This window comes from Chelatococcus reniformis, assembly GCF_014640075.1.
Taxonomy (GTDB): Bacteria; Pseudomonadota; Alphaproteobacteria; order Rhizobiales; family Beijerinckiaceae; genus Camelimonas; species Camelimonas reniformis.
Map to the genome: position 1 here is coordinate 1 of NZ_BMGG01000016.1, position 24,086 is coordinate 24,086.

The 24,086-nt window shown below is 66.1% G+C and carries 26 protein-coding genes and 1 pseudogene; 20 read left to right on the forward strand and 7 right to left on the reverse strand.

What is annotated here, in order from left to right; genetic code table 11:
* Nucleotides 1-287: 287 nt before the first annotated feature.
* Nucleotides 288-1,307, reverse strand: a complete 1,020-nt coding sequence (ligD, locus tag IEW34_RS29590) for a non-homologous end-joining DNA ligase (RefSeq protein WP_188612859.1) — start codon at nt 1,305-1,307, stop codon at nt 288-290.
* An 857-nt stretch (nt 1,308-2,164) separates the two neighbouring features.
* On the opposite strand from ligD, the pseudogene IEW34_RS30850 reads away from it, so the two are divergent.
* The 5 genes and pseudogenes from IEW34_RS30850 to IEW34_RS29610 form a co-directional block, all read left to right on the forward strand.
* Nucleotides 2,165-2,411, forward strand: a pseudogene (locus IEW34_RS30850) (SOS response-associated peptidase family protein); the annotation flags it as partial.
* Nucleotides 2,412-2,712: 301 nt separating this feature from the next.
* Nucleotides 2,713-3,672, forward strand: a complete 960-nt coding sequence (locus IEW34_RS29595; protein ID WP_188612860.1) for an ArdC family protein — start codon at nt 2,713-2,715, stop codon at nt 3,670-3,672.
* A gap of 149 nt (nt 3,673-3,821) precedes the next feature.
* Nucleotides 3,822-5,933 carry a ParB/RepB/Spo0J family partition protein gene (locus tag IEW34_RS29600; RefSeq protein WP_188612861.1) on the forward strand — a complete coding sequence of 704 codons (2,112 nt, stop codon included), beginning with the start codon at nt 3,822-3,824 and terminating at the stop codon, nt 5,931-5,933.
* Nucleotides 5,934-6,001: 68 nt separating this feature from the next.
* A complete protein-coding gene (locus tag IEW34_RS29605; protein ID WP_188612862.1) occupies nt 6,002-7,060 on the forward strand; it encodes a DUF7146 domain-containing protein in 1,059 nt (352 codons plus the stop codon).
* A gap of 309 nt (nt 7,061-7,369) precedes the next feature.
* A complete protein-coding gene (locus IEW34_RS29610; protein WP_188612863.1) occupies nt 7,370-8,290 on the forward strand; it encodes a DUF2493 domain-containing protein in 921 nt (306 codons plus the stop codon).
* A gap of 139 nt (nt 8,291-8,429) precedes the next feature.
* On the opposite strand, the gene IEW34_RS29615 is transcribed toward IEW34_RS29610, so the two are convergent.
* The 3 genes from IEW34_RS29615 to IEW34_RS29625 all read right to left on the reverse strand — a co-directional run bounded on the left by IEW34_RS29615 (nt 8,430) and on the right by IEW34_RS29625 (nt 10,070).
* Nucleotides 8,430-8,984, reverse strand: a complete 555-nt coding sequence (locus IEW34_RS29615) for a Type 1 glutamine amidotransferase-like domain-containing protein (RefSeq protein WP_210324626.1) — start codon at nt 8,982-8,984, stop codon at nt 8,430-8,432.
* 383 nt (nt 8,985-9,367) lie between these two features.
* Nucleotides 9,368-9,553: a hypothetical protein gene (locus tag IEW34_RS29620; RefSeq protein ID WP_188612865.1), complete on the reverse strand. Its 186-nt coding sequence runs from the start codon at nt 9,551-9,553 to the stop codon at nt 9,368-9,370.
* Between the two features lie 55 nt (nt 9,554-9,608).
* On the reverse strand, nt 9,609-10,070 hold the full coding sequence (locus tag IEW34_RS29625) for a GNAT family N-acetyltransferase (RefSeq protein ID WP_188612866.1): 462 nt from the start codon (nt 10,068-10,070) through the stop codon (nt 9,609-9,611).
* 139 nt (nt 10,071-10,209) lie between these two features.
* Between IEW34_RS29625 and IEW34_RS29630 the strand changes: the two genes are divergently transcribed.
* Nucleotides 10,210-10,725, forward strand: coding sequence for a hypothetical protein (locus IEW34_RS29630; RefSeq protein WP_444542168.1), 516 nt, complete (start codon nt 10,210-10,212; stop codon nt 10,723-10,725).
* Nucleotides 10,726-11,314: 589 nt separating this feature from the next.
* Nucleotides 11,315-11,644, forward strand: coding sequence for a DUF736 domain-containing protein (locus tag IEW34_RS29635; RefSeq protein WP_188612867.1), 330 nt, complete (start codon nt 11,315-11,317; stop codon nt 11,642-11,644).
* Nucleotides 11,645-11,943: 299 nt separating this feature from the next.
* On the opposite strand, the gene IEW34_RS29640 is transcribed toward IEW34_RS29635, so the two are convergent.
* The 3 genes from IEW34_RS29640 to IEW34_RS29650 all read right to left on the reverse strand — a co-directional run bounded on the left by IEW34_RS29640 (nt 11,944) and on the right by IEW34_RS29650 (nt 13,710).
* Entirely contained in the window at nt 11,944-12,318 is a 375-nt protein-coding gene (locus IEW34_RS29640) for a DUF5615 family PIN-like protein (protein ID WP_188612868.1), read from the reverse strand.
* Nucleotides 12,315-12,950, reverse strand: coding sequence for a DUF433 domain-containing protein (locus tag IEW34_RS29645; protein ID WP_188612879.1), 636 nt, complete (start codon nt 12,948-12,950; stop codon nt 12,315-12,317). Before IEW34_RS29645 ends, IEW34_RS29640 begins: the two co-directional genes overlap by 4 nt.
* A gap of 523 nt (nt 12,951-13,473) precedes the next feature.
* Complete coding sequence (locus tag IEW34_RS29650; RefSeq protein ID WP_188612880.1) at nt 13,474-13,710, reverse strand: helix-turn-helix domain-containing protein; 237 nt, start codon at nt 13,708-13,710, stop codon at nt 13,474-13,476.
* Between the two features lie 159 nt (nt 13,711-13,869).
* Between IEW34_RS29650 and IEW34_RS29655 the strand changes: the two genes are divergently transcribed.
* The 13 genes from IEW34_RS29655 to IEW34_RS29710 all read left to right on the forward strand — a co-directional run bounded on the left by IEW34_RS29655 (nt 13,870) and on the right by IEW34_RS29710 (nt 23,952).
* Entirely contained in the window at nt 13,870-14,148 is a 279-nt protein-coding gene (locus IEW34_RS29655; protein WP_188612881.1) for a DNA -binding domain-containing protein, read from the forward strand.
* 138 nt (nt 14,149-14,286) lie between these two features.
* The gene (locus IEW34_RS30855; RefSeq protein WP_244642311.1) at nt 14,287-14,505 is read left to right on the forward strand and encodes a transcriptional regulator domain-containing protein; all 219 of its coding nucleotides are present in this window, start codon (nt 14,287-14,289) and stop codon (nt 14,503-14,505) included.
* An 88-nt stretch (nt 14,506-14,593) separates the two neighbouring features.
* On the forward strand, nt 14,594-15,061 hold the full coding sequence (locus IEW34_RS29660) for a DUF2285 domain-containing protein (protein ID WP_244642312.1): 468 nt from the start codon (nt 14,594-14,596) through the stop codon (nt 15,059-15,061).
* A gap of 141 nt (nt 15,062-15,202) precedes the next feature.
* Nucleotides 15,203-15,484, forward strand: a complete 282-nt coding sequence (locus IEW34_RS29665) for a helix-turn-helix transcriptional regulator (RefSeq protein WP_188612869.1) — start codon at nt 15,203-15,205, stop codon at nt 15,482-15,484.
* Between the two features lie 11 nt (nt 15,485-15,495).
* Complete coding sequence (locus tag IEW34_RS29670) at nt 15,496-16,668, forward strand: replication initiator protein A (RefSeq protein ID WP_188612870.1); 1,173 nt, start codon at nt 15,496-15,498, stop codon at nt 16,666-16,668.
* A complete protein-coding gene (parA, locus tag IEW34_RS29675) occupies nt 16,665-17,300 on the forward strand; it encodes a ParA family partition ATPase (RefSeq protein ID WP_188612871.1) in 636 nt (211 codons plus the stop codon). The genes IEW34_RS29670 and parA overlap by 4 nt, the downstream gene beginning before the upstream one ends.
* Entirely contained in the window at nt 17,297-17,551 is a 255-nt protein-coding gene (locus IEW34_RS29680; RefSeq protein ID WP_188612872.1) for a hypothetical protein, read from the forward strand. The genes parA and IEW34_RS29680 overlap by 4 nt, the downstream gene beginning before the upstream one ends.
* The gene (locus IEW34_RS29685; protein WP_188612873.1) at nt 17,548-18,066 is read left to right on the forward strand and encodes a DUF2840 domain-containing protein; all 519 of its coding nucleotides are present in this window, start codon (nt 17,548-17,550) and stop codon (nt 18,064-18,066) included. The genes IEW34_RS29680 and IEW34_RS29685 overlap by 4 nt, the downstream gene beginning before the upstream one ends.
* A complete protein-coding gene (locus IEW34_RS29690; RefSeq protein ID WP_188612874.1) occupies nt 18,063-18,608 on the forward strand; it encodes a S26 family signal peptidase in 546 nt (181 codons plus the stop codon). Before IEW34_RS29685 ends, IEW34_RS29690 begins: the two co-directional genes overlap by 4 nt.
* Nucleotides 18,587-19,366, forward strand: coding sequence for a lytic transglycosylase domain-containing protein (locus tag IEW34_RS29695; protein ID WP_244642313.1), 780 nt, complete (start codon nt 18,587-18,589; stop codon nt 19,364-19,366). The genes IEW34_RS29690 and IEW34_RS29695 overlap by 22 nt, the downstream gene beginning before the upstream one ends.
* A gap of 244 nt (nt 19,367-19,610) precedes the next feature.
* The gene (locus IEW34_RS29700) at nt 19,611-21,350 is read left to right on the forward strand and encodes a relaxase/mobilization nuclease domain-containing protein (protein WP_188612875.1); all 1,740 of its coding nucleotides are present in this window, start codon (nt 19,611-19,613) and stop codon (nt 21,348-21,350) included.
* 150 nt (nt 21,351-21,500) lie between these two features.
* Complete coding sequence (locus IEW34_RS29705; RefSeq protein ID WP_188612876.1) at nt 21,501-23,486, forward strand: conjugal transfer protein TraG; 1,986 nt, start codon at nt 21,501-21,503, stop codon at nt 23,484-23,486.
* A gap of 7 nt (nt 23,487-23,493) precedes the next feature.
* Nucleotides 23,494-23,952, forward strand: coding sequence for a CopG family transcriptional regulator (locus tag IEW34_RS29710; protein ID WP_188612877.1), 459 nt, complete (start codon nt 23,494-23,496; stop codon nt 23,950-23,952).
* Nucleotides 23,953-24,086: the final 134 nt, after the last annotated feature.

Genomic DNA, 24,086 nt, shown 5'->3' on the forward strand with positions numbered 1-24,086 from the left:
TCTCAGCGCGATCGGCATGGCGAATCACTCCGTTCGCCACCCATGATTCACATGTTTGCCGCCGCGGGAATCCCCGCCGAGCCACGCCTCACGGGATTTGGTATGAGCTATGACTGGCCCCGGCACCGCAAGGCTACCGGGGCTTTCTGCTTTCCAACCGTGAGCGATCGATATCTGGCGGTGCTCGCGGGGCTCGGCTCCCCGAGCTTTCGTCGAGGCGGGCGGCATAGGTGGCCAGCCCCTGCCACAGATAAGCAGGACCCGCCGGCGGCTGTGCTCGCCGCTGATTAGCCGTCAGCCCTGACGCCCTTGAACACCGGCGCGCGCAGGCTGCCGCCGCGCGTCTTGCCCCGGTGCTCGATCTCGACGCGGACTTCGGGTCGCGTCCAGATCACGGCGCTGGTTTTGAGGCCTGTTACGGCCGGCTTCTCCATGATGAGGGGGTCAAGGCGTCGCTTGAGCGCTGCGGCCGCGAGCGACAAGCCGGAAATCGCGCAGTCGATCGGGACGAGATGGCCGTCGCGCTCCTCCGCGAGCGCCAAACCGCCCAGTCGCCTTGTCCCAGGCGAAAGCATATAGCCCACGACGACGAACGTGTCGGACTGACTACATTTCGTCTTCACCCACGTGCGATTCCGGCCCGATTTATAAGGAGCCTCTCGGCGTTTTGAGATAATCCCCTCCAGGCCGCTCGAACATGCTGAGCGCCAGATGCGATGGAAATCGCCTGTGATCTCCTCGGACATTCGAATTCGATCCGATGTCGCGGGCAGAATGGCGGTCAGGGCGCCGCGCCGCCCCTCGCAAGTCCAGGTCCTGAGATCATTGCCATCGAGAAACAATAGGTCGAACGCGATGAGAATCGCGTCTCGTGCCGCCTTCCCCTTTCCCCAACCGAGGTCTTCATCCAACAGCCCGAATTGCGATATCCCGCTGCTGTCGAGGACGACGACCTCTCCGTCGATCACGGCGTTGTGCACGGCCAAGCTGGCGAGCGCGAAGGCAATGGCCGGAAAGCGAGCGGTCCAGTCGTCGCCGCGACGATTGCGGATCGTCGCACGTCCATCCTTTAAGTAACAACCGACACGATATCCGTCCCATTTTATCTCATGGAGCCAACCGGCACCGCTCGCGGGCTGTCTCGCATCCGACGGGATGCAAGGGGCAATCCACTCTGGGAGTGGCTTTTCGACAGGGGCCGGCTGGCTTTTGTCTCGCTTGCGCGGCGCCGCGGCCTGGCTGCGCGCCGTCTCTGCCGCCGGGGCGGCGCGCTTTTGGGTGCGAGGCTTGCGGGGGGGTGCGGCCATGCCTGAAGCATGACTCGGTGGTGGTTAACGAACCCGCTGGTGCGGCTGGATAGCTCGCGCAAGATTGACCCGTCCCGCTTCTCCCAAACGATGATCGCGTCCACCAGCTGCTCAAGCTCAACCTCCGGGTAAGCGAGCGTGTGTACAGTGCTGCCGGCCGGGGAAGCCTCCTCGCACTAGCGGGTATGTCGCTGCTCGAACTCCCTCTTGAGTTCTTCGTAGAGCTCAAGTCGGCGTGCCGTTCGGCATCCTCACAGCTTTGGGGTCGCCTCTCCTTGTCGTCGAGCTCGGTCGCAATTTCCTTCTCCGTCGTGGGAGGTTCCCACCTCACGCTGATACTAACCCAGTACTCGCTGCGCTCAACGTCGAATGCTGCGTCAGTCCCCGCCTTTCTTGTGGCCTTCGTGAGCAATGCTATGACCCTCGCGGATCGGCTTTCCTCGCAGCTCGAAGTCAATCTCTTCAGTCATCATCCGAGGCTGCTCTTGCAAGGGTGGTTTGAATTCCTATGAAATGGTGTCGTCATCGTTGTGACAGATGATGGCGGGTTCGATTTGCCTTGCGTCTGTCATGGCTTGTACTCGGGCATGGGGGGGTCGGGAAGCGGCATCCAGCGGCTCGGCTGGACGTAGTCGCGTGGCGTCTGCCCCGCTGTGGCAGACGCATCCAACTATTGCCCGCTCGCGCACAACATCACAGCAGGACGCGGGCGGGAACGCTTGATGCGATCTCGACCGGCCGACAGCCGTGGAGTGCGAGCGGGGGCATTTGCCCGTCCACCCGCGATAGCCGCGAACGCCTGCTTGCTCATCGCCCCAACTTTATCACGCGCAACAGCAGGCGTTCACGGCTATCCCACCGAGGGGCGCGCGCTTCCCAGCCACGCTGTTTCGTGCCGGCCTGCGAATTCCGCCATCGGCGCGAGGGGAAGCGCTATAGCTTTTCGATCGCCGACGGCGACTGGTTCTATTTCGCAGACATCTGGCGACCGGCGTCACATGACCGGCCGGAGCCTACGCCATCCTGACGATCCCGGCGAACGACGACCTCGCGCCATACGATGATCGCCAAAAAGCCGTGATGCGACGCGGCCAGCGCATGGCCTGCTCGATCTGCCCGGCCCGGAGGCGGAGCTTCTCTAGCCGCTGTCAGCGGGCAGCTTCACGGTACGCGCACCGCTTCGGTGTAGACATCCCTTACACACAGAAATTCAGATCCACGTTTCGGCGGATTTGCGACTTGCCGGGGGAAGGCCTTCCCCCGGGCTGGCGCCACGGTCGCCGGCACACCCCCTTCTACAGCGAGCGCCCCGCAACACCCCTGAGAGAGTGAAAGTGCGGACTGGATTTGCTGCGACGGGCTGGGTTGGGAGAGAGGCTCCCGGCGCCCGTCGCGGAGAACCGCGATGTCCAGACACGATCGCCGTACGTGCCCCGGCTCCGACCGAGCGAGCCTCTATGACGACATCACCAGCAAGATCATCGCCGAGCTCAAGGCCGGCCGGGTGCCCTGGGTCCAGCCGTGGGGAACCGCGACGGCCAAAGCGTCGCTCGCCATGCCGAGGAACGCCGCCACCGGCCGGCGCTATTCGGGGATCAATGTCCTGATTCTGTGGGGCGCCGTGATCGAGCACGGTTTCCCCGGCCAGAGCTGGCTGACCTTTCGCCAGGCGCTGTCGCTCGGCGGCCATGTCCGCAAAGGCGAGCGTGGCACCACCGTCGTCTACGCCGACCGCTTCACGCCGGAGGACGAGAAGCGCCACGCCCGCGAGACCGGCGAGGACGCTGCCACGATCCCGTTCCTCAAGCGGTTCACGGCCTTCAACGCGGCCCAGTGCGAAAACCTGCCCGAGGACGTCGCGGCCCTCTCGCCGCCGCCGCTGCCGGACCTGATCGAGCCCAAGGTCGAGGCGCTGATCAAGGCGACAGGGATCGCCTTCCACATCGGCGGCGACCGCGCCTTCTATGTACCGGCGCACGACTATGTGCAGGTTCCGCCGCCTAAGGCCTATTTCGAGCCCATCAACTGGCATCGCACGGCCCTGCACGAGCTGGGCCACGCCACGGGCCATCCCACCCGGCTGAACCGCGATCTCTCAGGCTCCTACGGCACGAAGGCCTACGCCTTCGAGGAGCTCATCGCCGAGATCAGCGCGGCCTTCTGCTGCGCCTCGCTCGGCATCGTGCCGACCGTCCGCCACGCCGACTATATCGCCTCCTGGTTCGACGTGCTGCGCGAGGACAATCGCGCCATCGTCCGCGCCGCGAGCGCGGCATCGAAGGCAGCGGACTTCATCTTGAGTTTCCTGCCCGATGCCGGGGCGTCCGACGCCGCGGCAGCGGGTGGCCCAAGGGCAATCGTATAGCCGCGGATCCGCTGAGCCGGAGATCCGCACATCCGAGTCTCCGTGTCTGCGGCTTTACGGCCGGGAGAGAGGAAGAGGGCTGCGCCGATCTTCGCGGCGGGTGGCAAGCTGAGAGAGAGGCTCTCGGCGCCCGTCGCGGAGAATTTGAGATGGCTGCGGTTGCCAAGATCATCCTGAGCGCCTCGCGCGATATCCCCTTCAACAAGCTCGTCCTGTCCCAGTCCAATGTCCGGCGTATCAAGGCGGGCGTCTCGATCGAGGAGCTGGCCGAGGACATTTCGCAGCGCACCTTGCTCCAGAGCCTGACCGTCCGGCCGACCCGCGATGCCGATGGCCAGGAGACGGGCATGTTCGAAGTCCCTGCCGGCGGGCGCCGGTATCGGGCGCTCGAACTCCTGGTGAAGCAGAAGCGGCTCACCAGGACCGCCTTAATCCCTTGCGTCGTGCACGAGGATGGCTTGGCAGAAGAGGACTCGCTTGCCGAGAACATTCAGCGCGCCCCGCTACACCCGCTCGACCAGTTTCGCGCGTTCCTCGCCTTGCGCGAGAAGGGCCAGTCCGAAGAGGAGATCGCCGCCTCCTTCTTCGTCTCGGTCGCCGTCGTGCACCAGCGCCTGCGGCTCGCATCGGTGTCACCGCGGCTGCTGGAAGCCTACGCAGACGACAATCTCACGCTCGACCAGCTGATGGCCTTCACCATCAACAGCGACCATGCCCGCCAAGAGCAGGTTCTCGAGCGCCTGTCAACGTCGTACGCCAAGGAGCCCTATGTCATCCGCCGCATGCTGACCGAGGGCGCGGTGAGAATGGCTGACAAGCGCGCCCAGTTCATCGGGCTGGAGGCCTACGAGGCCGCCGGCGGTGCCGTCCTGCATGATCTGTTCCAGGGCGATGACGGCGGCTGGCTACAAGACGTCGCTTTGGTCGATGGCCTCGTCGCCGAAAAGCTCGCGTCAGAGGCGGCTGCAATCCGCGCCGAAGGCTGGAAGTGGGTCGAGGTCGCGCCCGACTTCCCCTACGGACACAGCTACGGCCTGAGACAGCTCCGCGGGGAGGCCGAGCCGCTGTCGATCGGGGAGCTCGCCACGCGCCTCTCGCTCCAGACCGAATACGACCGGCTCGAGAAGGCCCACGCAGGGTCGGACGAACTGACCGAGGAGGCCGATCAGCGCCTGGCCGAAATCGAGACAGCACTCGCCGCCTTCGACGATCGGCCCGTCAGCTTTGATCCGGCGGAGATCGTCCGCGCAGGCGCCTTCGTCAGCATCGACAGCGTCGGCGTGCTTCGCGTCGAGCGTGGCTACGTTCGACCTGAGGACGAGGCACCAGTTGCGGCCGAGGCGGAGCACGATGCCCAGCAAGCTGTCGCTGTGCCAGTGGAGGTGGGCGCAAACCTCGTGCAGGCGAAGCCCACCAACGCGCCGGAGCCGGACGAGGATGATGGTCTCAAGCCCATCCCCGATCGGCTGGTGACCGAGCTCACGGCCCATCGCACGCTGGTGCTGCGGCACGCCCTCGGCGAACAGCCGGACGTGGCCTTCCTGGCGACGCTGCACGCGTTTTGCCTCAAGGCCTTCTATCCCTACTCGGTGGGCTCCTGCCTAGAACTCGACTTGAAGAGCGCAGGTCTTGGCGTTCAGGCGCCGGGGCTGAACGACACCACGCTCGCCGCCCGCTGCACGCGGCGCCATCAGGCCTGGATCGGGACGCTGCCGAAGGAACCCGCGGCGCTTTGGGACGCGTTGACGGCATTCGATGTCGACAGCCGTCAGGCGCTGTTCGCGCATTGCGTCTCGCTGTCGGTCAACGCGATGGCAGAACCCTACAATCGCAGGCCACAGGCGATGGCGCATGCGGACCGCTTGGCCGAGGTGCTCGATCTCGACATGGCAGAGGCCGGCTGGGTGCCAACGGTTCAGACCTATCTCGGTCGCGTGACCAAGGCCCGCATTCTCGGCGCGGTGCGGGAGGCGAGGGGCGAGCCGGCGGCGCGCTCGATCGAGCACCTGAAGAAGACCGACATGGCCGAGAAGGCCGAAGCGCTGCTCGCCGGCTCGCGCTGGTTGCCCGAGCCGCTGCGCACGCCGGGGCGGGTACGATCGGCTGCTTCTGCGGCTGGCGAACAGCAGGCAGCCGTTGCTCCCGAAGCGACGGGCGTGCAGACGGCGGCCGACGGCTGCCAAACGGCTGTGGTCGAAACCGACCCCGTGGCCGAGGATGAGCAGGTCGCCGACGAGCCGCACACCGTCGCGGCAGAGTAGCCCTGAAGCAGGATCGATCGACTCGGCCCGCCGGCAACGGCGGGCCTTTTTTCGTCTTGGAGCGCGCGATGAGGGAAGATGCCTCCGAACTGGCGCGCCGTCTCGCCCGTGATGCCGAGGCGGTGTGCCGACATTACCTGTGTAACGGGCGGCGCCAAGGCCGCTACTGGACGGTGGGCGACGTTCGCAACACGCCCGGCCGGTCGATGTTCGTCCGGCTCACCGGGCCGGAATCCGGTCCCGGTGCCGCCGGGCATTGGACCGATGCCGCGACCGGCGAATATGGAGATCTGCTCGACGTGATCCGCGAGAGCTGCGGTTTCATCGACTTTCGCGATGTCGCCGAGGAGGCACGACGCTTCCTCGCCCTCCCGCATCCCGCGCCCGACACCGCCATATCGAAGCGGAGTATCTCTCCCGCGCCGAGCGGGTCGACTGCGGCGGCGCGGCGGCTTTTCGGCATGGCGCAGCCGTTTTTGGGCACTCTCGTAGAAGCGTATCTGCGTGACCGCGGCATTACGGCTTTGCACGGAACCGGAAGCCTGCGCTTTCATGCGCGCTGCTACTATCGGCCCGACGAGCATTCGCCCACCGAGACCTGGCCGGCGATGATCGCTGCTGTCACCGATCTCGACGGCAAGTTCACCGGCGCGCTGCGGACCTGGCTCGATCCGCGCGGCTTCAGCGAGACCACGCTTGGCAAGGCGCCCATCGATACACCACGGCGGGCCATGGGAGACCTTCTCGGCCATGCCGTCCGTTTCGGTGTGCCGGGTGAGGTGATGGCGGCCGGCGAGGGTATCGAGACCGTGCTCTCGCTGCGATGCGTCCTGGCCGACATGGCGATGGCGGCAGCGCTCTCGGCCGCGCACCTCGCCGCCATCCTGTTCCCCGACATGCTGCGTCGGCTCTACATCGTGCGCGACAACGATCCGGCTGGTGATTGGGCGCGGAACACCCTGGTCGAACGGGCGCAGGCGGCTGGGATCGAGGCCATCGTGCTGTCACCCAGGCTCGGTGACTTCAACGAGGATATCCGCATGCTCGGCATCGACGCGCTCAGGGCAGGCGCGCGTGTCCAGCTCACCCCGCGGGATGTCGGTCGCTTCCTGGATCTGGCGGCATAGCCGGACGGGGAGGGCGAGACGATCCTCGGTCGACGGCGATCGCTCCGATGCACCAACCGCTGAAGAGGACCGCGCCTCGGCCTTCGAGAGGGCGATCGGCCGCCAGCCGGGCCGGACCGGCAATGGCTGCGGCCGACGATTTTCCGCCGGCCCTTCGGGCCTTTGCAGCGCGAAGCAAAATCGCCGGCCTGCTCCATCTCCGCTGGCGCTCCGGCCCTCCGCTTCGCCGCGGGTGCAGGTCCTGCCCGGCCGACGGCTTCGTCGCCATGAAGGCCGCGATGGTCGCGGTCCAACCCGACGGAGCATCCCATGAGCGAGCACGACGACGCCGAACCGGACCATGCCTCTTCCCCGACTGACAAGCTCCTCACCGAACTCCAGCTCTATGGCTACCGCCCCTTCGCCGACGAGCTCGACCCCAGGCCGCTGCCCGACGGCGGTGCGGTAGCGGGCGCGATCGCAGATATCTTCGACGCCCTCATCGTCACCCTTGGCGACACCCGCCTTGAGCCCGACCTCGATGACCTCCTCTGGTCGACGGTCAACCTCTTCCATCGCGCCACCGGCCGGATCGAGCGCGAACTCGACGATAACGAGCAGGCGCAGCGGCGCGCGCAGCAGGAACAGGACGGCAGCGAGGTCAAATCCGTCGAGCTGGAACGCCTCACCGCCGAAGGGCAGACGCTGATCGAACGCCGTGACGCTTGGGAATTGATGCGTGACCAAGCCGCCGAGCACTATGAGCGGCATACCGGATCACCCTGGCGGCCGCGTAAAGGGTCGATGGTCAACCACCAAACTATGACCGCGGCGATGATCGACAGTCGCGACTTTCTGATGGCCAAGAAGCGCGCCGAGCAGGAGGTGCTCCTGCCACCCGGACCGAAGGTCGCCTTCACCGGTGGGCTCGACTTCAACGACCACCGGCTGATCTGGGACGCGCTCGACAAGGTCCACGCCAAACACCCGGACATGGTGCTGCTGCACGGCAAGTCGCCGAAGGGCGCCGAGAAGATTGCCTCCCGCTGGGCCGATCACCGCAACGTGCCGCAGATCGGCTTCGCCCCCGACTGGACGAAGGGCCGTGCCGCCCCCTTCAAGCGCAACGACCAGATGCTCGCGCTGCTGCCGATCGGGGTCATGGTTTTCCCCGGCACCGGTATCCAGCAAAACCTCGCCGACAAGGCGAAGAAGCTCGGCATCCCAGTCTGGAGGTTCGGCGGCGCCTGAGCGCTGCCGTCTTCCCATCGAAAGGCCATCCCACTCTTAGGCGTTGATATCATCGCAGCAATAGCGAGCCTCTCGGACATGCCTTGCGCATTTATCATCGGCGGCACCGACCAGATCGGAATTGCGGTGGCCAGGTGAATCAACCGACCTTCTCGATGCTGCCCAATCCGCCGCGCACGACGAAGACCTCACCATCCCGCAAAGTTCTGTACGGAATGTTCAATCGCTCATAGTGCTCGATTTCCTTCTCCACCGCGGCCGATTCGGAGTGGTTCGATTTGTAGTGGACCACGATCGCAAAAGGCAGGATGCCAAGCCCGTTCCATTCGATCTCCGCCGGATAGCCATCTGGAACATCGTGGGGATCATCGACAGCTTCCAATCCGCGCAAGCTCTGCGAGATAATCACGGCAGCAGCGCTGAAACCCGCGTAGACGATCTCATCCCGTTCCAAGAGGTCGATGATTTGTGCATCCATACCGCTCAATTTCATCGCACGACGGAGGATGAAGGCGTTGCCTCCATTGATCCAGACCATGTCGTGCTCGCGCAGCGCTTCCCGGAGCCGGTTCGGCGCTCCAAAGAAATCTTGAAGGTCCAAGTCGCGAACGGTCAGCCCCAACGCTTCAAGCTTCCGCAATTGACCCACCCGCCACCTCTCACGGTCCTCAGGTCGGTTGTCGAGCGCGTTCATGATCAACGCGACCCGGCCAGCCGGTGCAAGTCGAACCAGCTCAGAGGATGCGCTTCCAACATCAAATGATGATAGGTACATTCGCATCGCTCGGACCTTGTCGCAAATTCTCTGAACCTGTGACACCTTTTGCAATAAGCTCGCTGAGTTTCGCAAGGTTGGGATTGACCGTTTCCCACCCGAGCGGATGCAGTGGATTCGCCTACTTGGGCAAGCCATCTCCCCAGATCCGAATTGTCTCGGTGAACTCGCCGGGTCGTAGGCGCGCACCGTCACGGCGACCGGCACGAAGCTTTTCCCCGCGTAGCTCGGCCTGGCTTCATAGCGGGTCACCTTCCCACCCGCGGCCAGCGGTCGAATGACGTTCTCGTCGGTTCGCTGCTTCAGCTCGGCGGCAAGGGAGGCACGAACACCACGTTCGCCGGATTCGTGTCGCCGCCGAACATTTCTGGCAACAGGAGCATCGGAACCAGCTCGTTCGTCTCGGCGAGACGCACGGCCTCCTCGCGCGAGGTGACTACCGAATAGTCAGGCCAGGCTGCCCGCCTGTTCCTGCTGAACCAGCCCATCGGCGCTCCTCTCCCTCAACGGTCGGGCCACCGACCGCTTCCGACCCACGGCCGCTTATCGAGCATCCGGGAGCGGCCGTTCCATCACGATCGTGCGCTCCTCGCCGTGGTAGCTGTCACGGACGGCACGGAAGCCGAGCTTGGCGTAGAAGGGCTCGGCTGTCACCGACGAAGGCACCGCCAGGACCGCAACGCCGTTCTCGATTGCCAAGTGCTCGACCCGGGCCATGAGGTTACGCCCAACGCCGCGACCTTGGTACTCGGGCTCGATGAACATGGTCCGCACAACGCTGCCATCGAGGCTCGCCGTACCGATGATGGCCTCGCCCATGACGGCAACGAACACAATCCGACGTTCCATTAGGTCGAGCACGGCAGCGGGAGAAAAGCTCTGTTCCACGCGCCTGATGATCGCCTCGGAATAGTCCTTGGCATTCGTCGTCCGAAGGGCGTCGATGATGACACGGCTGATGCCGGCGGCATCTTCGTGGCGTGCGTACCGGACTGAGTATTCCATAGCAAGCCTTCCTTATGAAGAAACAGTCGAGCAGGCGCCCTCGCTGGCCGATAGTGACCGGTGTCCGCCCGAAGCCGCTATATTTGCGGCACGATGACCTTCGCTGGATTTCCGTTTCCGGAGCATCCCGTTCCCAGCTATGATGCCGCGCGTCGTGGTGGTGGTGGAAGGCACAATTGCCCAGCCCTCTCTTATGGGATCACCACCCATGATCATCCTTGCTATCCTCGTCACGCTCGCCGCCATTGGCGCCATGTGCTGGCTGTTGTTCGCACTGGCGGTGTTCGCGTTGCCCTTCTTGATAGGCTTCACGGCTGCCGGTTGGGCCCATACCAGCGGTGCCGGCTGGCTCGGCGCCCTGATCATCGGCTTCGTCGGGGCCGGCGCGATCTTGATCATCGGACAGCTGCTGCTTGCCTTCGCGCGGCCACTCTGGCTGAAGCTCCTAATCGCGATCGCCTTCGTCACACCGGCTGCAATCGCAGGCTTTTACGCGACCCATGGCGTCGTGAAGCACGCCGTGCCGTCCGAGACGTGGCAGCTCGTCTTGTCCGTGATCGGCGCGATTGCGATTGGCGTCGTGGCGTTCGCACAGGTCACGACGATGGGATTGGCTGCGCCCGGACCCGCCGGGCGGAACGTCTCACGGGCCTGATGCACGTCTCCGCCGGTGTGGCGTGACCAGCGAAGCTTAAGCCAGACCGCTCTCGCTGCAGGGGCGGATAGTGCTGCCGTCGACCTCGGATGCGAGACTTTGGCCGGTCACACAAGGTCGTGCCATGGCAGCGCTGGCGGACAGGCCGCGTCGATCGCTCGGCCGGACGAGTGGTGGGCCTGCGTCGATATCGCGCCCGCGGGGCAAACGTCGGGGAGCGACAGCCGGCTCAGTCGGGAAGCCGGGTGAGCGGTGAAGCCGCGAGCATCGTTTTGGTCTCAGGCGGTTGCTCTCTGTCGCCACGTTCTCCCTGCTCTCCGTCGGTCCGAGCACACCGAAGCGGCCTCTTTGATGGGCTGATCTGGCCGAAGACCGGCTGACGCCTTGACCGCCTATGCCGCAATGGCGCCGATCGACTTTCTTCCCCTGCGCCCTTGGCGCATTCCTCGCGAAACAAGAAAGTCGCCTGGCTGCCATCCTCCGCTGACGCTGCGGCCCGCAAACGGGTGCGGCGTCGGTCGCCTCCGGCCCTTTGATCGCCATCGAGGCCGCACGGTGCGGGCTCGGGACAGAGACCAAGGAAACCATCATGGCGACCATCGGCACCTTCAAGAAGACCGGCAACGACGAGTTCACCGGCGAGATCGTCACCCTTTCGCTCCAGGCCAAGAACGTCCGCATCGTCCCCGAGACCAACCGGTCCGGCGAGAACTCCCCTAGCCACCGGGTCTTCGTGGGGCGCGTCGATATCGGTGCAGCCTGGGCCAAGCGCTCCAACGAAGGCCGCGACTACCTGGGTCTGAAGCTCGACGATCCCTCGTTCACGGGCCCGATCTACGCCAACCTCTTCGAGGACGAGGACGGCGACACCTACAACCTCATCTGGTCCCGCCCCAACGGACGCCGCAGCGTCGACTGAGGCTCCTGCAGCAGCACCCCGCACGGACACCCCGGGCGGGGCTCCCTCTCTCCAGGGACAGAGGCTCCCATGACCAACTTCATCGACATCTACGCCGACATCGCCTAGCTGCGCGCCGGGTTCTCGGGCTGCGTCCTCACCCGCAAGGAGCGCGCCGATGCGCTCCGGCGCATCGAGGAGTTGCTCACGAAAGCCGAGCGGCGGCGGCGCGAGGAGGAGACGGGAGCTTGAGCCCCCTCGTACGCCTCGGCGCAAGCCGAGGAGGGCGCTGGGCCGTCCCCTCGGCTGCGCGCCTCGTTTCACGGGGGAAGCGTGTATCTCCGCAGGATCGCCTCGCCAGCCTCTTCCACGATCTCGATCACCTCGTTGACCAGCGTCTCCTCGGCCGCAATCGCCTCCAACACGGCGTCGAACAGCTCGCGCTGGCGCGATGGCGCCACCTGCGGAACGATGATCACCAAGCCAGCGTGAATCTCCTCCTTCGCATAGAGCTTGCGGAAGTCGCGTGCATTGTTGGTCACGAAGGTGAAATCCTCGGCCACGATCCGCGGCATAAGATCCCAGTCCGTCGCGCCGCTGAGACCTAGCCAGTTCACATGATTGGCCTGATGGCGGCGCTGCCGAGCAACCTCAACAAGCGATGTGTGCAGACACTCATCGATCAGGAATTTCATGCGGACGGGCGCGACCGCGGATCACCCTTGAGCGTCAGCCGCTGCGTGGATTTCGGCCGCAATCCCTGCTCGTCGAGCGTCTTCGGCCGCCCGCGGGCCGGATGGGCGGTGACCCAGATCGCCGCCAGCTCCAGCATCCGCGGCGTGAGCGCGGGATAGCCTTCGAGGATTTCCTCTTTGCGCGCCCCTTGCGCCAGCATCGCGGCAATCGCGCGCGCTGGAACGCGGGTTCCCTTAAAAACCGGTTCGCCGCCGAGAATCGCCTTGTCGCGATGGATGGCGGCCTCCGCCTCGTCGAGCGCGCGGATGCGCGCATCGAGTTGCCTGCGCGCTGCTCCCACATCAACGATCAGCAGATCGTCAGCTCGCACCGTCTTGGCCTTGGGCATCTCCGTGATCGCCGCGAACAGTTTTTCGCGGCGGTCGGCACTCAACGCAGACCCGACGCCATGCCAGAGCTTGAGGCGGAGCAGCCCCTCATAGGTGAGCGCGCGCCGGGCCGCGCCGTGTGGGCGACGCTCGGATCTCGTCTCGACGATCTTCTTGTCGATGGCATTGTGGACCGCCTTCACCGCCACCCCGCTGACGGCGGCGGCTTCGGCGGGCGTGTAGATGCGGGCGGCGGCCATAATCGTTCTCCCGTAGAAGAACAATATATGATGCCTCGCCGCTCCGGTAAAGATGATGCGCTCACGCCTGGCCGGTCAGCCGCTGACTTGCGCCTCGAGCCGCGTCTCGGCGATGCATATCGGCGCATTCTGACCATCGGCGGCTTCCCCACGGTGACGACGCCGAGGCCTGCGATGAGCTCAACCGACTCGCCTTGTCGAGCAGTGATCGCGTTGCAGCCTCCCGAGCTACGATCCTCCGCGCAAACATCCGGCCGCCCTCGCCGGGGGGCGTCGGTCCCGGGTCCCGGCGCCAGAGCGCCGTCGCGATGCTGACCCTCCTGCGGCTGGCCTGTTGACCGGTCTCGGGCGAGCAGTCGATCCCGCGTGCCGCCTACGGCGTCGCGATGCTCACGCTCCTGCGACTGCCTTTACCCGCGCTGCTGCGCGGTGGTGTGCTAGCAGGCGGCCACCCCACGCCACCGACCTGAGCGTTCCTGACGTCGAGGAAGCGCGGGCTTTGCCGCTATAAGTCGTCGAACAAGCGTTAGGATGTCTCGCCCTCGTCTAATTTCACCGCCTCATCCAAGAGAGCCGCCGGTCGTGCGCCCACCGCTAACGCGACATGCCATAAGGTGATCAAGGTCACATTCTGCTGGCCGCGCTCCATGCTGCTGACGTGCGCACGATCAACGCCCATGCGCTCGGCTACGGCTTCTTGGCTGATGCCTGCCGCTATCCGATACCGACGCAAATTGGCTCCGAAGACCCTGCGGATGTCCATCCACAGGATGAGTGCCAATCGCGCATTTTGGTGCTACGCATTATAATACGCGGCGTGTTAGCCGAGGTTTTGTCGGATGGCTCCAGCGAGCTGCTGCGCTGGCGCTTCTGCGTCGTTTGTCAGGGCGATGCCAGAGATACCCACTACCGCAAGCGAGCCATGCCCAAGCCGCCTCTAGATCCCGACGTCGCCGATGAGGCGCCGACTGCCGAGACGCTCACCGGCTACGACATGGAGCATGCCGTCACCTACCTGCGATTGCTCGACGCGGAGGCGGAGAGGGCCGATTGGACCGAGGTCGCCAAAATCATCCTGCATATCGATCCGGCGCTTGAGCCCGGGCGTGCCCGCCGTGCCTGGGAGAGCCACCTGGCTCGCGCCAAATGGATGACCGAGCAAGGTTACCGGCATCTTCTGCGCGGCGGTCCCCCCCACTGAGCCGGTGGACGCGTTCATCGCGCCCGCAAAACCCAGCGATCTTCTGTCGGCATCGCGGTTTGCTCGCAGGCGGACTCCTCAACACGGCCCGGTTGCGAACAATCCTCGTCTCATCCTCTCGGTGATTCGAGGCACGCGTTGGAGCGAACGAACTGGCGGTCGGCCGCCACCTATGAGCATGCTCAAGGGCTCGATACCGTCGGCTTCGCCTTCGAGTATCTGCGCCGTAATCCGCGATATGTCGAAGATGCGCTGAGAGCGTCCGAAACGACCTTCGTCGAGGATCGGTCCGCTAACGAGCGCATGCGCCGCTGGTGCCTCTACTTTCGCCGCCGATCCACGGATTCGGTCGACTGAGCAGCCGGTCTTCTGGCGCTACGATGCGCTTCCCGCGATCATCCCGCTGACGCGGATTGACGACGCCCTTGCTGCTAACTCCCGTGCCATGAACTGGTCCGAGCTCCCCGTCGACATCCGGCGGACGCCTGACGGCCATTGCATGCTGCTGCGTCTCGGCGGCGTTGAGCACCGCGCATTGTTCCGCGACAAGCCGGTTGCCGGCATGCGCTATGCCGCTGCGCTGCCATTTGACGAAGCCTTCGATATCCGTGTCCATGCGGCTCGCCGTCTGTGGTGCGCCCTCGACGGGCGCCCGCCAGGCCCGATCTTCCGCTCTCTGCCTCGTCAGCGGGAGCAGCGCCTCGCGCTGGCACTGAGGGCGCTCGACGCCCGGCTGGATGGTGCCACCTACCGCACCATCGCCGAGATGCTGTTCGGCGCCGACCGGCTGCCGAGCCGCGGTTGGAAGACCCACGATCTGCACCAGCGCACCGTGCGCCTCGTCCAGCTCGGTCTGCGGCTAATGGGCGGCGGCTATCGCGAGCTGCTGTGCTACCCGCTGCGCCGCCGCTAGCTAGGGCTTCGCACTCTTCGCGGGGTATCGAAAACGCGACCCTGCATCTTCGGCATCCCCCTCCGCGGCGCCCCTCCGCCATCGTGACCCTCGAAGCGCCGTCCTCTGCGACCGCGCGCCCCAACGTCACGGAGGCCTCTCATGCCCGATCCCCTGGCCGGCTTGCCGCCGCGCTTTCTCCGCACCCCCGAAGCCGCCCGCTTTCTTGGCCTGTCCGGGAGGACTTTGGAGAAGCACCGGACCTATGGCACCGGCCCGGCCTACCGAAAGCTTGGTGGCCGCGTCGTCTACGCGCTCGACGACCTGCAGGCCTGGGCCAATCGCGGCGCCGTCACCTCGACCTCCGATCCTGGCGGCTCGGTGCTGCCCGCCAGGCGGCATGAGCCTCGGCCGGCGGCGCTCGCCGGCCGAGGCAGCCGCTGAGACGCGCGGACATGCGGCGTCGTCTCATCGGCCCCGGCGAACGGGCCAAGCTCGATCCCTTCATTATTGCAACGGGCGAGGCCCGTCCCCGCGATCAACGGGACCTGATGGAACGGCCCTTCTTCTCGCTCGCCAAGGCCAAGCGCACCGTGCCGATCCTCTACGAGGCTGGGGGCGTCCGGGTCGAGGTCTTCGCCGTGCCCGAGCACGGCATGGCCACCATCTGGGATGCCGATGTCCTGATCTGGGCGGGAAGCCAGATCGTCGAGGCGGAGAATCTAGGGCTCAGAACGTCCCGGTTCTTACGCTTCACGCCCTATCAGTTGCTGACCGCGATCGGCCGGGAGACGGGCGCGCGCGACTACCGGCTTCTGAAAGGCGCGCTCACGCGCCTGCAGGCGACGGTGATCCGCACCACCATCCGCAATGGCGAGCGCTGGCAGCGGCACCAGTTCTCCTGGATCAACGAATGGGCGGAATGCACCAGGCTGGATGGCCGCGTCGAGGGCATGGAGCTCGTCCTGCCCGACTGGTTCTACCGCGGCGTCATCGATCGCTCGCTCGTGCTCGCCATCGACCCGGCCTACTTCCGGCTGACCGGTGGCATCGAGCGCTGGCTTTACCGGGTCGCGCGCAAGCATGCCGGCCGGCAGCCACACGGCTGGGCTTTCGAGATCTCCCACCTTCACAAAAAGTCCGGCAGCCTTGTCCGCGTCTCCGACTTTGCGCTTCAGCTGCGGCGCATCGCCCTGCGCCAGCCGTTGCCGGGCTACCGCCTGCACATCGAGCGCGTGGGTAGGCGTGAGATCCTGCGCGTCCGCCCCGAAAAGCCATCCACAGGCCCTGTGTATAACCCTGTGGAAACGCTCGGGACTTCGCACGCAAGCGGTATCGGGATTTCGCACGCAACGCCGTCGGGACTTCGCACGCACGGACCGCAGCTAAGTCTCTGGCCGGACGCGCGTTTTTCGAGCCCTAACTTAAATCATAACAGAGAATCTAACTGTTGTTGGGCGCGCGGCGATGTGGAAACAGCGATCGAGCAACGCTGCAAATCAGCTGAAGAACCAAGCGCGGCACAATGTAGATCCGCTACGTCTTTCCGTAAAGCTGCATCTACGGCTCTGGATACTATGTATCCAAAACAGCCGCTCTCCTATCGCAAGACAGGAGACCGGTCATGATTGTCGCGTTCCTCAACCAGAAGGGCGGCGTCGGCAAGACCACCCTGGCGCTGCATCTCGCCGGCGAATGGGCGCGTCAGGGCCTGCGCGTCACCCTCATCGACGCCGACCCGCAGGGCTCGGCCCTCGACTGGTCCGAACAGCGGGCGCGGGAGGGCTCGCCTCGGCTTTTCGGGATCATCGGACTGGCGCGCGATACGCTCCACCGCGAGGCGCCGGAGCTGGCGCGGGGCGCCGATCACGTCGTCATCGATGGGCCGCCGCGCATTGCCGGCCTCATGCGCTCCGCGCTGCTGGCGGCGGACTTGGCGCTGATCCCGGTGCAGCCGTCGCCCTTTGACGGCTGGGCCTCGGGCGAGATGCTGAAGCTGCTCAGTGAAGCGCGCATCTTCCGCCCACAGCTCGCCGCGCGCTTTGCGCTCAACCGCTGCGGCGCCCGTACCATCATTGCGCGCGAGACGGCCGAGAGCCTCGCCGAGGACGATCCGCCGGTGCTGGCCAGCCGGATCGGACAGCGCGTCGTCTTTGCCGATGCGGCGCAGTCCGGCCGCCTCGTTTCCGAGATCGATGAACGCGGTCCCGCCGCGCGCGAGATCACCCGGTTTGCCGCCGAGGTCGGGAGGTTTGGGTGACGGAGCGCCCTCCCAAACGCGGCTTTGCCTCCCGGCCGGGCGATGCCGACAGCTGGATCAAGGCGGCCGAGGCACCACCGGCACGCAGCGATGATGCGGCCGCCTACACCGCGCGGCTGACCATCGACATCACGCCCGAGCTCCGCGGCCGCATCAAGATCGTGGCGTTCAGCCGCGGCATGACCGTCGCCGACATGCTGCGCGAGCTGTTCGCGCGCGAGTTCCCCAAGACAGACGAGGACACGCAATGAGCAACCACGCGGCTTGCCCCGCGGGCGCTGGCCAACGGCCGGCCGGCCACGCCGATCACCTCACCCGCGTCGAACTGACGTGGATCGCCAAGCGGATCGAGTTCTGGATTCGCTTCGGTCAGTCGAGCGACGTCCGCTTCCTCGATCGAATCCGAAGCCTTCATTCGTTCCGGCCCGGATGTGTCTTTGCGCTCGTGCGCTGGGCCGCCAACGACTACGGGACGATGATCTCGCGCATCGACATCGTGCGCACCGTGTCGCCGGGCGAGCCCTATCAGACACTGCCGTTCGTTCGTCCCGGCGGCGACATTCTGCTCAAGCTCAGTGGCTTGCCCAAGGTTGGGTGCGTGCTACGTGCGATCAAAGCGATTGAAGCGCTCGGCATCGATCCGACAGAGGTGTCGCCCGACCATTGGCGCCACATCCACAACCGGCTGACCGCCGGCCACGAGCCGCGCGCGTATACGCAGGATCAACATCGGGCACACTTGAAGCGCCTGAGGGTCGAGCCGTGATGCGCGTCGGCTATGTCATGACGACGTCCTTCGCCGCACTGGTGACGGGCGGCCTTTCAGTCGTCCCGACCGCACCGAAGTTGATCTGGAACGCCTCGGCCAGTGCGCCGATCGGCCTCTACCTCATCAGCCCGCCGCGGCAGCTCGAGGTGCCCGATCTCGTCGCCGTCAACGCGCCAGAACCACTTGCAGGCTTCCTGGCCGAACGCGGATATCTGCCGCGCGGCGTGGCGCTGATGAAGCGCGTGCTGGCGCTCGCTGGGCAAGAGGTTTGCCGTACCGATCGCACCATTGCCGTCGATGGGATTGCCATGGGCGAAGCGCTCGAGCGCGACCGCCGCGGCCGCAGCTTGCCGGTCTGGCAAGGCTGTCGCCGCATCGCCGACGGCGAGCTCTTCCTCATGAACTGGGATGTTCGTGACAGCCTCGACGGGCGTTATTTCGGGCCGATCTCGGCGAGCGCCATCATCGGCCGCGCGGTGCCGCTGTGGACCGCCGCGGCAGACGCTGACCGCTTCGAGTGGTTCGCACCGACGCGCTGATCGGCGTGTTGCTCCCCCCAGCAATGGACTGGAATCTCGTGATGCGGGCTGATCGGCTCGCGGTGCGCTGCTTGTTGTTCGGCTTCGTCTGCATCGCCGCATTGCCGGCGGCAAGCGAGCCGATACCGCGCCTCGCTTCCGAGGATCCCTATGCAGCTCATATCACCGAGGCCTCGCGGCGGTTCGGCGTTCCGGCCGCCTGGATTCGGGCGGTCATGCGCGCCGAGAGCGCCGACGATGTCCGTGCCGTCTCGCCGAAGGGCGCCATGGGCCTGATGCAGCTCATGCCCGGCACGTGGACGGAACTGCGGGACCGCTACCGTCTCGGCAACGACCCGTTTGCCCCCCGTGACAACATCCTGGCGGGCACCGCCTATCTGAGCGAGCTCCGCGACCGCTACGGCGCGCCGGGCTTCCTTGCAGCGTACAACGCCGGTCCCGGCCGCTACGAAACCTTCCTTGCCGGCGGTGCGGCACTGCCGCCCGAAACGCGCGCCTATGTTGCCATGCTCGTGCCTCTGGTGCGGGACGATCAGGTCGGCGCTCCTGCCAAAATCCCTGCGGCCGATCCGCTGGCGCGGCGGCACGCACCGCTATTCATTACTCGACCAGAAGGCATGCCGTCGGCCAATCCTGCGCAGGCCGTAGATCGTCTTGCCGGCGATCCGGCAGCAGCTTCTGGACGACAGCTTTCTGCCGTCACACCGCGAGCCGCCGACCTGTTCGTCGGTCGACCTGACCGCGTAGGCCGAAAATGATCGGTTCTGGCAGAGATCGCGGCTTAGCGTGCTTCAGCGCGCCAAAGAGACGGGGCACACGGGACCATCAGCGCACGACCGGGGGAGGGCAGGATAAAGGGGCGCGAGGTGCGCTGGCGGTCGGTCGTGTTGGTTCAAGGATTTTTTGGGCGAACTCGCGATGTGCGCTGGAAATGCGAAGGCCGCGACTTCGGCGAATTCATAAGGTCCTCAGCGGCATCGCGCGATGTGCGGGGTCCAAGCCATGAGTGGCGAGGACGAGTTCCGCATCCGGCCTGGCCGGATCCGCTCGCCGAAGGCGCAGCGCACGAGGCCCTTCATCGCCCAGGCGCTGGCGGCAGCCCAACGCGCCGGCTGGACGGTCTCCCGGAAAGGAGGGATTGGCTCCGGCGCGCGCTCGCGGTTCGGCCGGGGCCAGCGTGCCTCGATTCAGGCCAACCGCCTCATCACGTCGCGCTCGCGCGGCGCCGTGATCAAGGCGCGCGTCGTCCGTCACGGCGGACGGAGCGCGTCGCTCCAAACCCATCTCGGCTATCTGCGCCGCGAGGGCGTCACCCGGGACGGCGAGAAGGCCAGGCTGGTCGGCCCCGGCCCGGAGGACGCTGATCCAAGAGCGTTCGCGGAGCGATGCGAGCATGACCGGCATCATTTCCGCTTCATCGTCTCGCCCGACGACGCCGTCGAGATGACCGATCTCAAGGCATTCACCCGCGAGTTGGTCGGGCAGATGGAGAAGGACCTCGGTAGCAAGCTCGACTGGGTGGCCGTGGACCATTGGAATACGGAGCACCCCCACATCCATCTGATCGTCCGCGGCGTCCGCGACGACGGCGAGAACCTCGTCATCGCGCGCGACTACATCAAGGAAGGCATGCGCGACCGCGCGCGCGATCTGATCACGCAGGAGCTCGGGCCGAGGACGGATCAGGACATCCGCCGCACGCTGGAACGTCAGATCGAGGCCGAGCGCTGGACCAACCTCGATCGCCAGCTCGTCCGCGACAGCGACCGCACCAGCGTGATCGACCTGGCGCCGCACGCGGACCGGCAGCCCGACGAGTTCCATGCACTGAAGGTCGGTCGCCTGCGCAAGCTGGAGGCGCTCGGCTTGGCCGACCAGGTCGGACCCGGCCAGTGGTCGATGGTCGAGAACGCCCAGGCGACTCTGCGCGAGCTCGGCGAACGCGGCGACATCATCAAGCGCATCCACCGTAGCCTCGCCGAGCGCGGCATCGAGCGGGGCGCCGCCAGCTACGTATTGGCAAGCGAGAGCCTGGACCAACCCGTCATCGGCCGACTGGTCGATCGCGGCCTCGATGACGAGCTGAGGGGAAGCGCCTATGCAGTCGTCGACGGCGTGGACGGCCGCACGCACCACGTCAGGCTGCCGGATCTCGACGCCGCCAGCGATGGCGCTCCCGGTTCGATCGTCGAGCTGCGCAAGTTCGACGATGCGCAGGGGCGCCGCCGCGCCGCGCTGGCCGTCCGATCGGACCTTTCTATCGAGCAACAGGTAACGGCCGACGGCGCCACCTGGCTCGACCGCCAGGCCATTGCCCGTCAGCCCGCTGCGCTTGGCATCGGCGGCTTTGGTGCCGAGGTCGGCGACGCCCTCGATCGACGCGCCGAGCACCTGATCAATCAGGGCCTCGCCGAGCGCCACGGGCGGGGCGTGAGTTTTGGCCGCAACCTGATCGAGACACTGCGCCGGCGCGAGCTGGAGGCGCTCGCCGGCAAGCTTGCGACGGAGCACGGACGCCCATTCAACCGTGCTGCGGCCGGCGAATATGTCGCCGGAACCTATCGGCAGCGTTTCGCACTTGCCTCCGGCCGCTTCGCCATGCTCGACGATGGCGTGGGCTTCCAGCTCGTGCCCTGGTCGCCATCGCTCGACCAGCAGCTCGGCCGGCACGTCTCCGGCCTGGCGCGCAGCGACGGTGGCGTCGACTGGAGCTTTGGCCGCAGGCGGGGACTGGGGCTCTGAGCCCCGTTGCCCGCGCGTGGCCACGCGGGCCGGCCTGCGCCGTTCCCTGTCTTCCTACGCCACGGTGCGATCGTCGCGCTCCGTGCCTCCGTGCAGGCTTGACGCCGACACTGTCCACGACCGACCTCATTCCGCAAGGGAGGCTGTCTCTTGCCCGCGACCAAAATCCTCTGGGGGCAGGTTCTCGTCGTCCTGCTGATCGTGCTCGTCGCGAGCTGGACGGCGACACAATGGACGGCTTGGGAGCTCGGCTTCCAGCCGCAGCTCGGACGGCCGTGGTTCGAGCTGCTCGGTTGGCCCGTCCACTATCCACCTGCCTTCTTCTGGTGGTGGTTCGCCTTCGACGCCTATGCCCCAGCGGTCTTCCTCGAAGGCGCGGTCATCGCGGCGTCAGGTGGCTTCATTGCCATCGCCGCTGCTATCGCCATGTCGGTGTGGCGGGCGCGAGAGGCCAAGAATGTCGAGACCTATGGCTCGGCCCGCTGGGCCCGGCCCGAGGAGGTGAAGGCCGCCGGCTTGCTCGGCGCCGACGGTGTCGTGCTCGGCAAGCTCGGCCTCGACTATCTTCGGCACGATGGACCCGAGCATGTGCTGTGCTTCGCGCCCACCCGCTCGGGCAAGGGCGTCGGTTTGGTCGTGCCCTCGCTGCTGACCTGGGCCGGCTCCGCCATCGTCCACGACATCAAGGGCGAGAACTGGCAGCTCACCGCCGGCTTCCGCGCCCAGCATGGCCGCGTGCTGCTGTTCGATCCGACCAACACGGCCTCGGCCGCCTACAATCCGCTGCTCGAGGTGCGCCGCGGCGAATGGGAGGTCCGCGACGTCCAAAACATCGCTGACATCCTGGTCGACCCGGAAGGGAGCCTCGACAGGCGGAACCACTGGGAGAAGACCAGCCACGCCCTCCTGGTCGGGGCCATCCTTCATGTGCTGTATGCCGAGGCCGACAAGACCCTGGCGGGCGTTGCGGCCTTCCTGTCCGACCCGAAGCGGCCGATCGAGGCGACACTCGAAGCCATGATGCGGACAGCCCACCTTGGCGGGGCCGGGCCTCACTCGGTCATCGCCAGCGCCGCGCGGGAGCTGCTGAACAAATCCGAGAACGAGCGGTCGGGCGTGCTGTCGACGGCCATGTCGTTTCTCGGCCTCTACCGCGATCCTGTCGTGGCGACCGTCACGCGCCGCTGCGACTGGCGCATTGCCGACCTGATCGGCGCGGCGCAGCCGACGACGCTCTATCTCGTCGTGCCGCCCTCTGACATCGCTCGCACCAAGCCGCTGATCCGCCTGATCCTCAACCAGATCGGCCGCCGCCTGACCGAGGATCTGAACGCCGACGGCCGCCGGCATCGTCTGCTCCTCATGCTCGACGAGTTCCCGGCCCTCGGCCGGCTCGATTTCTTCGAGAGTGCGCTGGCCTTCATGGCCGGCTACGGCCTCAAGAGCTTTCTGATCGCCCAATCCTTGAACCAGATCGAAAAGGCCTATGGGCCGAACAACTCGATCCTCGACAATTGCCATGTGCGCGTCAGCTTCGCCACCAACGACGAGCGGACCGCCAAACGCGTCAGCGACGCCCTCGGCACCGCGACCGAGATGCGGGCCATGAAGAACTATGCTGGGCATCGCCTGTCGCCTTGGCTCGGCCACCTGATGGTCTCGCGCTCGGAGACGGCGCGACCGCTCCTGACGGCCGGCGAGATCATGCAACTTCCTCCGGCGGACGAGATCGTCATGGCGGCGGGCACCCCCCCGATCCGCGCGCGCAAGGCCCGCTACTTCGAGGACCCGCGCTTGCAGGAGCGCATCCTGCCGCCACCTGCATTGACGAGGTTCGGCGAGGCTAAGGACGACGATTGGAGCTGCCTGCCGATTCCGCCTCGCTCGCACGCCGAGCCAGCCGCGCGAGACAGCGTGGCTTCTGACGAGGATCCGACCGGCTCCGAGCGGCGCCACCAGCCCGAACTGAACAGGACGGTTATCATTGAGCGGACGGTCCCGATCGACAACGAATTTGCCGTCGAGTTCGACAACGACGCCGAGGACGACAGCGTCCGCGTGAGCCGCATGAACCGGGCCATGCAGGGCGTTGCTCGCCAAGTCTCGCTCGATCCCAACGACGGCATGGACCTCTGAGGCGACGATGGCAAAGCCTCCCAAGAAGCGGCGCCTGTCCGTCTATCTCGAGCCGGACATCATGAAAGCGCTGGCCGACTATGCCGCCCGCCGCGAGCACTCGCGCTCTCTGGTGGCTGAAGCCGCCATCGCCTCGTTCCTCTCCCCGGACGCGGCCGAGCGCCAGGAAGCGGCGACCAGCAAGCGCCTCGATCAGGTCGATCGGCACATGACGCGCCTGGAACGCGACCTCGGCATCTCGATCGAGATGATGGCTGTGTTCGTGCGTTTCTGGTTGACGACCAATCCGCCCTTGCCTGAGCCCGCGCAGGCGGCCGCGCGGGCTCAGGCCGGCGCGCGCTACGAAGCCTTCGTCGCAGCGCTCGGCCGCCGGCTCGCGAAGGGCCCGCGGGTCAGAGAGGAGATTCCTGAGGATAGGTCAGGAGCGTCGAGCGATCAGCCACCGACGGCCTCCGGCTGCTCCTGACCGATGCCGTTGAAAAAGTCGGTCATTTGAGCGCAGCCGCCGCGTGGCGGATTTGGTCGATCGAGGCTGGCCCTCTCATGCGGGCCTGATCTGCGGCCCGTTCGGTAGGAGTTTGGCGAGCTTCCTGAGGTTCT